Raw genomic sequence first — 11,291 nt, 5'->3', positions numbered from 1 at the left:
GTGAGCCGCGAAGGGGGACCCCGCCGAGCCGAGCGGGGTGGCGCTCAAGATCAGCGCGCGATTGCGTACCTGGACGACCGCATGCGCGTGGCCCCACTGGAGGTAGTCGTCGATCATGTCGAAGACCTTCGCGGCGTCGTCGGCCGCCGCCTGACGGTACCGGTGCGCGAGGTCGGCGACGACGCCGTTGCGAACTCGCGTCGTCGGGCGCGAGAACACCTCGTGGGGGTCGTCGGCCGCGGCGGTCACCGCGGTGCCGAAGACGAAGACCCAGTTCGGATACTCCTCGGCCGGGAACTCCGCCGCCAGGCGTTCGAGAATGTGGGCGACGGGGTCCGACGCACCTGACGCGTGCAGATATGGGCCCTGCGGGCCGTGCCAGAAGAACTCCGGCGCGACGAAGACGTTCAACACGTCGGTCTCACCCGTCGGCAGCGCATCGCGGGCCGCGTGCACGGCCGCGCGCATGACGGAGAGTCTGCCCCCGACATCCGCCGCCACGTCGCCGAGACCGAGGTACGTGCCGCCCATCGCGGAGCCGCGGTCGGGGTTGCCGAGGGGCACGATCATCGCCGGGGCGGTCGGAATCGCATAGCCGATGAAGCGCACGTGTGCGAAACCCTCCGAGCCCATGCGGTCATCCTAGGGTCGCGCCGCTCTCGTGCCCATGACCGCGCCCGTGACGCTCGGCAGGGCAACGCCCGCGCGTCATACGATGGAGGGCTATGCCCGCGCCCATTCCCGTGATCTCGTTCCCGCCGGAGCTGCCCGTCAGCGCCGCCCGGGAAGAGATCGCGCGCGCCATCGAGGGCAACCAGGTCGTGATCGTCGCCGGGGCCACCGGTTCGGGAAAGACGACGCAGCTTCCGAAGATCTGCCTCGAGCTCGGCCGCTCCCGCATTGCCCACACGCAGCCGCGCCGCCTCGCGGCCCGCACGATCGCCGAGCGCATCGCCGAAGAACTCGAGGTGCCCCTCGGCACCCTCGTCGGCTACAAGGTGCGCTTCACCGACAACGTGTCCGACCAGACGCTCGTCGCACTCATGACCGACGGCATTCTGCTGAACGAAATCCACCGCGACCGGCTGCTGCGCCGCTACGACACGATCATCATCGACGAGGCTCACGAGCGCAGCCTCAACATCGACTTCCTGCTGGGGTACCTGACGCGGATCCTGCCCGAGCGACCCGATCTGAAGGTCATCGTCACGTCGGCGACGATCGACCCGCAGAGCTTCGCCGCGCACTTCGCGGATGCCTCGGGCACGCCCGCGCCCATCGTCGAGGTGTCGGGGCGGACGTTCCCGGTCGACATCCGCTACCGGCCTCTCGTCGGCGAGGCGAAGATCTCGAAGGAAAATCGGGCTCCTGAAGGCTCGTCGAGCCCAGATGAGGCCTCTTCCGACCCGATATTCCTTTCAGATTTACACACGGACCAGGAGCGACCGCCCCCCATCGACGAGCATGCCTACGACGTCGAGGGTGACGAGGTGGCCGGGATCGTCGCGGCGCTCCGCGAACTCGACCGCGAGGCCCCGGGCGACGTCCTGGTGTTCCTGCCGGGCGAGGCCGAGATTCGCGACGCGGCGGACGCCGTCCGGGGTGCCTACGCGCAGGGCGCAGCCCCGACCGAGGTGCTCCCCCTCTTCGGGCGCCTGTCGTCGGCCGATCAGCACCGCGTGTTCGAGCCCTCGCGGGTCGCGGGCGTGCGCCGCCGGGTCATCCTCGCGACGAACGTCGCCGAGACGAGCCTGACGGTGCCCGGCATCCGCTACGTCATCGACGTCGGCACGGCCCGGATGTCCCGCTACAGCAACCGCGCGAAGGTGCAGCGCCTGCCGATCGAAGCCGTCTCGCAGGCATCCGCGCAGCAGCGTTCCGGGCGCGCCGGACGCACGAGCGCCGGCATCGCGATCCGCCTCTACGCCGCCGACGACTTCGCCAAACGGCCCGAGTACACCGAGCCCGAGATCCTGCGGACGAGCCTCGCCTCGGTCATTCTGCAGATGCTCTCCCTCGGGTTCGGCGACATCGAGGCCTTCCCCTTCCTCACCCCGCCCGATTCGCGGGGCGTCAAGGCCGCACTGGACCTACTGGGCGAGCTCGGCGCCGTCGAACATGCTTCTGGAGGACACAGCCGGGGCGCCCCGCGCCTGACCCGCATCGGGCGCGACATCGCCCGCATGCCCATCGACCCTCGCTTCGCGCGCATGCTCATCGAGGCGCAGCGTACGGGCGCGATCGCCGAGGTGCTGCCGATCGTGGCGGGCATGTCGATTCAGGACGTGCGCGAGCGCCCCGAAGAGCGCCGCGAGGAGGCCGACCGGCTGCACGCGCGCTTCGCCGACCCGACGAGCGACTTCCTCGCGCTGCTGAATCTCTGGAATCACCTGCAGCAGGCGCAGCGCGAGAACGGGTCGAGCGCGTTCCGGCGCCTGTGCCGCGCCGAGCACCTCAACTATGTCCGCGTGCGGGAGTGGTTCGACGTGCACCGGCAGATCCGCAGCCTCGTCCCTGCGCAGAAGCCCTCGCCCGAGAGTGCCCGTTCCCTCCGCGAGGGTGCCCGTTCCGGGCGCGAAGGTGCCCGTTCCACCCCCGAGGGTGCCGGTTCTGCAGACCCCGACGAGCAGGCCCTCGACCCCGCGGCGATCCACCGCGCGATCCTTGCGGGCCTGCTCTCGCACATCGGACTAATCGACGAGCGTGCGGCACAGAAGGGCGCGGCACCGAGTGCTCGGCGCGCCCCGGCCTCGGAATATCTCGGCGCCCGAGGCATCCGATTCGCCATCTTCCCCGGCTCGGGCCTGCGCAAGGCCCGCCCCAAGGCGGTCATGGCCGCCGAGTTGGTCGAGACCTCGCGCCTCTATGCCCGCACGGTCGCCGCGATCGACCCCGCCTGGGCCGAGCCCCTCGCCGGCGACCTGGCGAAGCGTCAGGTGAGCGAGCCGCACTGGTCGAAGGATGCCGGGGCCGCCGTCGCCTACGAGAAGGTGACGCTGTTCGGGGTCGAGATCATCCCCCGCCGTCGCGTGCAGTTCGCTCGCATCGACCGCGCCGGGGCGCGCGAATTGTTCGTCCGGCACGCGCTGGTCGAAAACGAATGGGATCCGTCGAAGATCGACAAGCGTCTGACGAGTTTCGCGCGCGCGAACGACGAGCTGCGCCGCCGGCTCGAGCGGGTCGAAGAGCGCGAACGTCGGCGAGACATCCTCGCCGGAGACGAGGCGGTCTTCGCGTTCTACGACACGCATATTCCGCCCGAGGTATTCGACGTCCGCTCGTTCGAGAACTGGTGGCGTGAAGCATCCGCTCGCACGCCCAAACTCCTGACGATGCGCGAGCAGGACCTGCTCGAGGGCGAGGCGAGATCGGATGCCTCGGACTTCCCGACCCGCTGGACCCAGGGCGATCAAACCCTTACTCTCGCCTACCGGTTCGAGCCGGGGGCACCCGACGACGGGGTCGCCGTCGTCGTGCCGTTGGCGCTTCTCGCGAGTGTCCGCCCGGATGGCTTCGACTGGCAGGTTCCGGGGCTACGTCCGGATCTGGTGACCGCGCTGCTGCGGGCGCTGCCGAAGTCCATCCGCCGGCACGTCGTGCCCGCGGCGGACTGGGCCGCGAAATTCGCCGACGACCTGGCGGGCGCCGGCCCCGAGAGCCACGCGGGACTGCCCCCGACGTCCCTTGCCGCGGCGCTGGCGAAGCTCATCCAGCGCGTCGCCAACCAGCCCGTGACGGCCGACGACTTCGAGATGGACCGCGTTCCCGCGCACCTTCGCCCGACCTTCCGTGTCGTGGACGATCGCGGACGCACGGTCGGTTCGGGGCGAGACCTGCGGGAGCTGCAAGAGAGCCTGTCGAGCCGTGCGCGCGAGAGCGTCGCGACCCGGCTCGCCGCGCCGCCGTCGACAGGGAAGCCTCGGCGTGGCGCGGGTCCGGCCGCGCTCGTCGACCCGTCCCCGAGCACCGGGGCATCCGTCCGCGAGCGCGAGGGGATCACCACGTGGGACCTCGGTGACCTTCCGCCCGTCGTCGACACGCGCGTGGCGGGCGGCGTTGTCCGCGGGTACCCGACACTCGTCGACGATGGCACGAGCGTGTCGCTGCGCATCGAGACGACACCGGATGCCGCCGAGCGAACCCTCCGGGTCGGCATCCGCAGACTCGTGCTGCTCGCCGTGCCCTCACCCGTTTCGTACGTGCAAGAGCACCTGACCGCGAATGAGAAACTCGCCCTCGCCGCTTCTCCCTATGCCTCCGCGAAGGCGCTGATCGAGGACTGCCGCGCGGCGGCGGCCGACACGCTGATCCGCACTATTGCGCCGACCGGCGTGGTCCGCAGCGCCGGGGACTTCGCGCGTGTGCGCGACGCGGTCTCGGCCGGAATCGTCGAGGCGATGTTCGCCGCCGTGTCGCTGACCGCCCGAATCCTGCTGGCCGCACGCAACGTCGACAAAGCTTTGCGCGGGCAGAACGCCATGACCCTGCTGGGTGCGCTCGGCGATGTGCGGGCGCAGGTCGCGGGCTTGATCTATCCGGGTTTCGTGCTTCAGACCGGTACCGCCCGGCTGCCTCATGTGCTCCGGTACCTCGAGGGTGCTCGTCTGCGGCTCGAGGAGCTCGCCGACACCCCGGGCCGTGACCGCCAGAGGATGACCGAGTTCGAACGGGCAGCCGCCCTATACGCCGAGGCCGGTGGCACGATCCCCCTGAGTCCGGATGCTTCGCCGGCCCTCGCCCACACCCGCTGGTTGCTCGAGGAGTATCGCGTCAGCCTGTTCGCCCAGCGCCTGGGCACCGCGGAGCCCGTCTCGCTTCCGCGCATCACGAAGGCCCTGCGCGAGGGTTCATGACGCGGACCGTTCGGTCCACCTCCCGGCCCCGCCCCCACACCCCACGCCCGCGCGACCCCGCGCGACCCCACGCCAGAAGTGGGGCACCTCGCGTGCTGTGGGGCACGAGCAAACCTGCCCCACAGCATCAAACCTGCCCCGGTTCGGCACGGGCGGGCCTGCGGCGCGAGGTCTACGCTCGAGACAGATCGCAGTCCCCGACGAGGAAGAACGCATCACCATGACTCGCGCAATCGTCTATACCGAGTTCGGCGGGCCCGAGGTCCTCACCGTTACCGAGACCCCGACCCCCGAGCTGCGCCCAGCGCACCTGATCGTCCGGGTCGAAGCCGCGGGAATCAACCCGATCGACGCCAAGCTGCGCGCGGGTAGGCGTACGTCCGCCCCGCTCACGGCCCCGCGGCATATCGGCCGCGACGGTGCCGGCGTGGTCGTCGCCGTCGGCGATGACGTGCAGGGCTTCCGGGTCGGTGATCCCGTTGCATTCCGCGAGACATCCGGTACCTATGCGAGCGAGGTGCGGGTCGCCGCACACAATGCCATCCCCCGCCCGCCGTCGGTTTCGGCCGCAGCGGGTGCCGGCATCGGCATCCCGGTGGGAACGGCCTACCAGGTGCTCCGCTCGCTGGATGTCGGCGCGGATGACACCCTTCTCCTCCACGCGGGATCCGGATCCGTCGGCCAGGCCGCCATCCAGTACGCCCGGCTCTGGGGCGCCACCGTCATCGCGACGGCGAGCGAGCGCCGCTTCGACCGCGTGCGCGAGCTGGGCGCCACGCCGGTCGCGTACGGCCCGGGTCTGCTCGAGCGCGTTCGCGAGGCGGCACCGCAGGGCATCACGGTCGCGTTCGATGCGGCGGGGACCGACGAGGCGCTCGACGTGTCGTGCGAACTCGTGGCCGACCGTCATCGCATCGGAACGATCGTGCGCGGACAGGATGCCGGAAACTACGGCGTGCGCGCCTTCGGCGGCGGCAGCTCCACACCGCTCACCGAGACCGAGCTCGCCTGGCGTGCCGAGGCGTTCCCCGTGACGATGGCTCTGATCGCGGCGGGTGTGTTCTCGATCGAGGCGGGCCCTTCGTTCTCGCTGGAAGACGCCGCCGAGGCGCACCGCGCGATCGAGCGCGGTGTCGACGGCAAGATCGTCATCGTCCCCTAGCGCGCCCCCGGTCACTGAGCGCGGCTCCTCTGCTCCCTTCGACAAGCTCAGGGAGCGACGACGGTCACTGAGCCTGTCGAAGTTACCAGCTGTGCCGTCTACCCCGGATTCGGGCCCGTCGCGACGGGACGGTCCGGATGATTGGCCCACTGACTCCACGAACCGGGGTACAGAGTGGGCGCGAAACCCGCGAGCCGCAGGGCGACGAACGCGTGCGACGCCGTCACCCCCGAACCACACGACACGGCGACGGGCGATGCGGCGTCGACTCCCGCTGCCGTGAACCGCGCGCGCAGGGCCTCGGGCCCCAGAAACCGCCCATCCTCGTCGACATTTCCTGTCGTGGGCGCGTTGATCGAGCCCGGAATGTGGCCGGCGCGCGGGTCGATCGGCTCGACATCGCCGCGATAGCGCTCGGGTACCCGTACGTCGAGCAGAGCACCGGATGCTGCGAGCTCCGCGGCCTCGTCGATCGAGACCTGAGCGAGCCGGCCCGCCGACAGGGTGGCTGACCCGGCCACCGGCACCACATCGCCCTCGTCGAGGGGCAGCCCGGCTGCCGTCCATGCTCGGAGCGCCCCGTCGAGGATCCGCACGTCGGCAAGACCCGCGTCCGTCAGCACCCACCAGGCGCGGGCCGCGGAGAGCGATTTCAGGTCGTCGTAGACGACGACCGTGTCGCCGTCGTCGATCCCCCACCGGCGCACGGCGGCCTGGAGCGTCGCAGCATCGGGGAGCGGATGACGCCCGTCGGCCGGTTCGCCGTGCGCGGCCAGCTCGTCGTCAAGACTGACGTATACGGCTCCGGGGATGTGGCCGGCGAGGTAGTCCGGTCGCCCATCCGGACGATCGAGCCGCCATCGGACGTCGAGCACGCGGACCGGCGCTCCCTCGGCGATCAGCGCGGCAAGCGCCTCGGGCGTGATGAGGATGTTGGACATGGCTCTCCCGGGACGGTGACGGACGAATACGTGTCCAGGCTAGACGGCCGGAAACGACAAACGCGGCGATCGGATGACCCGACCGCCGCGTTGCCGTGTTGCATTTGCTCGTCGAGCTAGTTCGCCGAGCGACGCTTGTTGTAGACGTCGAATGCGACCGCGAGGAGCAGCACGAGACCCTTGACGGCCTGCTGCCACTCGATGCCGATGCCGAGGATCGACATACCGTTGTTCAGCACACCGATGATCAGACCACCGATGATGGCGCCACCGATCGTGCCGACACCACCCTGCACGGCCGCGCCACCGATGAACGCCGCAGAGATCGCCTCGAGCTCAAAACCGTCACCGGCCTTGGGGCCGGCGAGGTTCAGGCGAGCCGTGAAGATCAGGCCGGCCAGGGCGGCGAGGAAGCCCATGTTGACGAACAGCCAGAAGTCGACGCGGCGGGTCTTGATGCCCGAGAGCTCGGCCGCGTGGCGGTTGCCACCGATCGCGTAGATGTGGCGGCCGAAAACGGTGCGGTTCATCACGATGCCGTAGACGAGAACGAGGACGGCGAGGATGATCAGCGTCACCGGGATGCCCTTGTACGTCGCGAGCGAATAGGCGAAGAATCCGATCGCGACCGAGATCAGGGCGAGCTTGATGACGAACCACGTGAGCGGCTCTGAAACCTGACCGTACTTGGTGCGAGCCGCGCGCGTCCGCACCTGCTGCGTGATGAGCAGCACGATCGCTACGGCGCCCACACCGAGGGTCATGATGTCCGGATCGGTCTCGCCGAACAGGCCCGATACGAACCCGTTGCCGAGCGCACGGTACTCGGTGGGAAACGACCCGATGTTCTGGTTGCCGAGTACGACCAGCGCAAGACCGCGGAAGATCAGCATGCCCGCCAGCGTCACGATGAACGCGGGTATGCCGACGTAGGCGATCCAGAATCCCTGCCAGGCCCCGACCAGAGCTCCGATCAGCAGCGACAGCACGACGGCGAGCCACCACGGCATCCCCCACGTGACGGCGAAGACACCCGAACATGCGCCGACGAACGCCGCGACGGAGCCGACCGACAGGTCGATGTGGCCGGCGATGATGACCATCACCATGCCGATTGCGAGCACGAGGATGTACCCGTTCTGCACGACGAGGTTCGAGATGTTCTGCGGACGAAGCAGGATGCCGTTGGTCAGGATCGAGAACAGCACGATCACCGCGAGCAACGCGATGAAGATGCCGTTCTTGCCCAGGTCCGACAGGACGTGGCTGAGCCACGACGTGAATCGGTTCTGGACGGGGTTGACGTTTGCTCCGACGGCGGTGGATTCCGTCGAGGGCGGGGTGGGGTTGGACATTGTCACTCCTGTGTGCGACCGCGCCTCAGCGCGGCTTCTCCATGGTCATGAGCTTGAGGACAGCTTCGGGGGTTGCTTGTTCCACCGGCAGCTCACCGGTGATGCGCCCCTCCGAAAGGGCATAGACGCGGTCCGAGATTCCCAGCAGTTCGGGCAGCTCGGACGAGATTACGATGATCCCCTTGCCGGATGCCGCGAGCCTGTTGATGATCGAGTAGATCTCGTACTTGGCGCCGACGTCGATACCGCGGGTGGGTTCGTCGAGGATCAGGACATCGGGGTCCGAGTAGATCCACTTCGACAGGACGACCTTCTGCTGGTTGCCGCCCGAGAGCTTGCCGGTCTTGACCAGCACGCTCGGCGCCTTGATGTTGAGGTCGCGACGGTATTCGTTCGCGACCTTGAATTCCTCGTTGTCGTTGACGAGTCCGGCCTTCTCGAGTTTCTTCAGCGCCGCCATCGAGACGTTCCGCTTGATGTCCTCGATGAGGTTCAGCCCGTAGGTCTTGCGGTCCTCGGTGGCATAGGCCAGGCCGTTCGCGATGGCCTCCGACACCGTGCGGGTCTTGATCTCCTTGCCGCGGAGGAAGACCCGACCGCTGATCTTGGACCCGTAGCTACGGCCGAACAGGCTCATCGCGAACTCGGTACGCCCGGCACCCATGAGGCCGGCGATGCCGACGATCTCGCCCGCCTTGACGTTGATCGAGACGTTGTCGACGACGCGGCGACTGGAATCCTGCGGGTGGTAGGCGGTCCAGTCCTCGACGCGCAGCAGTTCTTCGCCGATGTCGGGGGTGTGGTCGGGGTAGCGGTGTTCGAGGTCGCGACCGACCATGTCGCGGATGATGCGGTCTTCCGTGACGTCGTTCTTGCGGATCGTTTCGATCGTCTTGCCATCGCGGATGACCGTGACGGAGTCGGCGATCTTCTTGATCTCGTTGAGCTTGTGGCTGATGATGATCGACGTGATTCCCTGACCCTTGAGGTGCAGGATCAGGTCGAGCAGGTGCGCCGAGTCCTCGTCGTTGAGCGCGGCCGTCGGCTCGTCGAGGATCAGCAGCTTCACACGCTTCGAGAGCGACTTCGCGATTTCGACGAGCTGCTGCTTGCCCACGCCGATGTTCTTGATCGGGGTGGTGGGGTTCTCGCGCAGACCGACGCGAGCGAGGAGTTTGGATGCCTCGAAGTTGGTCTTGTTCCAGTCGATCAGACCGAACGGGCCACGCACCTCGTTGTTGAGGAAGATGTTCTCGGCGATCGAGAGGTGCGGGCTGAGCGCCAGCTCCTGATGGATGATCACGATGCCCTTGGCCTCGCTGTCGCCGAGACCGCGGAACGAGACGACCTCGTCCTCGAAGACGATGTCGCCGTCGTAGGTGCCGTGCGGGTAAACACCCGACAGCACCTTCATGAGCGTGGACTTGCCTGCGCCGTTCTCGCCGCAGATCGCGTGCACCTCGCCGCGCTCAACCGAAAGCGTGACCTGGGAGAGCGCCTTCACTCCCGGAAACGTCTTCGTGATGCCGCGCATCTCGAGAATGGGCTGCGTCATGTGTTCTCCTCCTCAGGAGACCGCGCACCCGGCCGGGCGGAATGATCCGCCCGGCCGGGTGACGACGGGTTTAGCCGTTGATTTCTTCTTCGGTCCAGTAACCGGTGTCAACCAGCGTCTGGGTGATGTTGTCCTTGACGACGATCACCGGGTCGAGCAGGAACGACGGAACGATCTTCACACCGTTGTCGTAGTCCGTGGTGTTGTTCGTCTCGGGCTCTTCGTCGTTGAGCAGGGCAACAGCCATGTCCACAGCAACCTGCGCGAGCTCGCGGGTGTCCTTGAAGATGGTGGCGTACTGCTCGCCGGAGACGATGGCCTTGACCGAGTCGAGCTCGGCGTCCTGGCCCGAGATGATCGGCCAGTCTTCGCCGACCGCGTAACCGGCGTCGGTGAGGGCCGAGATGATGCCGCGCGAGATGCCGTCGTAGGGCGAGAGCACGGCGTCGACCGTGGTGCCGTCGGAGTAGTTCGCCGTGAGGATGTCCTCCATGCGGCTCTGGGCGGTCTCGCCGTCCCAGCGGAGCGTAGCGACCTGCTCGATGTCGGTCTGACCCGACTTGACGACGAGCGTCCCATCGTCGATCAGCGGCTGGAGCACGTCCATGGCGCCATCGAAGAAGAAGAACGCGTTGTTGTCGTCGAGCGAACCGGCGAACAGCTCGATGTTGAACGGGCCCTCGGGTGCGCCGTCGATCGGCGTTCCGTCGAGCTCGGCCAGGCCGAGGCCGTTGAGCACCGACCACGCCTGCTGCTGTCCGACCGTGAAGTTGTCGAACGACGCGTAGTAGTCGACGTTCTCCGAGTCGCGGATCAGGCGGTCGTAGGCGATGACCGGGATCTCGGCGTCGGCCGCATCCTGCAGCACCTGCGACAGCGTGGTGCCGTCGATCGAGGCGATGATGAGGGCCTCGGCACCCTTCGTGATCATGTTCTCGATCTGCGAGACCTGGGTGGGGATGTCGTCCTCTGCGTACTGGAGGTCGACGGTGTAGCCCTGGTCCTCGAGGGCAGCCTTGACGGCGTCGCCGTCCTGGATCCAGCGCTCGGAGCTCTTGGTGGGCATGGCGACGCCGATCAGGCCGCCGCCTCCTTCGCCTTCGCCGCTGCCGCCACCGGTGCCGGCGCAGGACGTGAGCAGCAGGGCGCCTGCGGCGACCGCTGCGACCAGAATCTTCTTGGCTTTCACTGTGAGTTCCTCTCGTGGGACTTCTTCGTCTTGGTGATATTCAGTTATCGGTCTACCCACGGTCGTTGCCGCGGGAAGCTTGTGCGCGTCAGCGATCTCGCCGCGCGTCTGTTGTCTGTCCGTAGACGTTTTGGTAGCGGCCGTAGAGGGCGTCGATCTTGTCCTGCGGGATCGGGATCAACGGCCCCGCCTCCCGGGCGATGTGGACCGTGCGGGCAGCGTCTTCGCACATCACC

7 protein-coding genes and 1 pseudogene are annotated in these 11,291 nt (G+C 68.0%); 2 read left to right on the top strand and 6 right to left on the bottom strand.

The annotated features are described in order from the left end of the window. The coding region (locus MIC448_RS02595; RefSeq protein WP_036295653.1) for a hypothetical protein at nt 1-633 on the bottom strand (633 nt) is incomplete at its 3' end. A 92-nt stretch (nt 634-725) separates the two neighbouring features. Between MIC448_RS02595 and MIC448_RS02590 the strand changes: the two genes are divergently transcribed. Together MIC448_RS02590 and MIC448_RS02585 are read left to right on the top strand one after the other, a co-directional pair. Then, a complete protein-coding gene (locus tag MIC448_RS02590; protein WP_036295649.1) occupies nt 726-4,853 on the top strand; it encodes a DUF3418 domain-containing protein in 4,128 nt (1,375 codons plus the stop codon). A gap of 220 nt (nt 4,854-5,073) precedes the next feature. After that, nucleotides 5,074-6,015 carry an NADP-dependent oxidoreductase gene (locus MIC448_RS02585; protein WP_036295646.1) on the top strand — a complete coding sequence of 314 codons (942 nt, stop codon included), beginning with the start codon at nt 5,074-5,076 and terminating at the stop codon, nt 6,013-6,015. A gap of 98 nt (nt 6,016-6,113) precedes the next feature. Here MIC448_RS02585 and MIC448_RS02580 read toward each other — a convergent pair whose 3' ends face one another. The 5 genes and pseudogenes from MIC448_RS02580 to MIC448_RS16340 all read right to left on the bottom strand — a co-directional run. Beyond that, a complete protein-coding gene (locus MIC448_RS02580; RefSeq protein WP_036295644.1) occupies nt 6,114-6,956 on the bottom strand; it encodes a sulfurtransferase in 843 nt (280 codons plus the stop codon). 116 nt (nt 6,957-7,072) lie between these two features. After that, complete coding sequence (mmsB, locus tag MIC448_RS02575; protein ID WP_036295641.1) at nt 7,073-8,311, bottom strand: multiple monosaccharide ABC transporter permease; 1,239 nt, start codon at nt 8,309-8,311, stop codon at nt 7,073-7,075. Between the two features lie 25 nt (nt 8,312-8,336). Continuing rightward, nucleotides 8,337-9,866 (bottom strand): multiple monosaccharide ABC transporter ATP-binding protein, encoded by a 1,530-nt coding sequence (gene mmsA / locus MIC448_RS02570; RefSeq protein WP_036295639.1) that lies wholly within the window; start codon nt 9,864-9,866, stop codon nt 8,337-8,339. Nucleotides 9,867-9,936: 70 nt separating this feature from the next. After that, nucleotides 9,937-11,055 carry a multiple monosaccharide ABC transporter substrate-binding protein gene (chvE, locus tag MIC448_RS02565; protein ID WP_036295636.1) on the bottom strand — a complete coding sequence of 373 codons (1,119 nt, stop codon included), beginning with the start codon at nt 11,053-11,055 and terminating at the stop codon, nt 9,937-9,939. 88 nt (nt 11,056-11,143) lie between these two features. Then, nucleotides 11,144-11,291 (bottom strand): annotated as a pseudogene (locus MIC448_RS16340) (L-ribulose-5-phosphate 4-epimerase); the annotation flags it as partial.

This window comes from Microbacterium sp. C448, from assembly GCF_000582705.2.
In the GTDB taxonomy this organism is placed as follows: Bacteria; Actinomycetota; Actinomycetes; order Actinomycetales; family Microbacteriaceae; genus Microbacterium; species Microbacterium lacus_A.
Note: the sequence above shows the minus strand (reverse complement) of the source record. Positions and strands in the feature narration are given on the sequence as shown.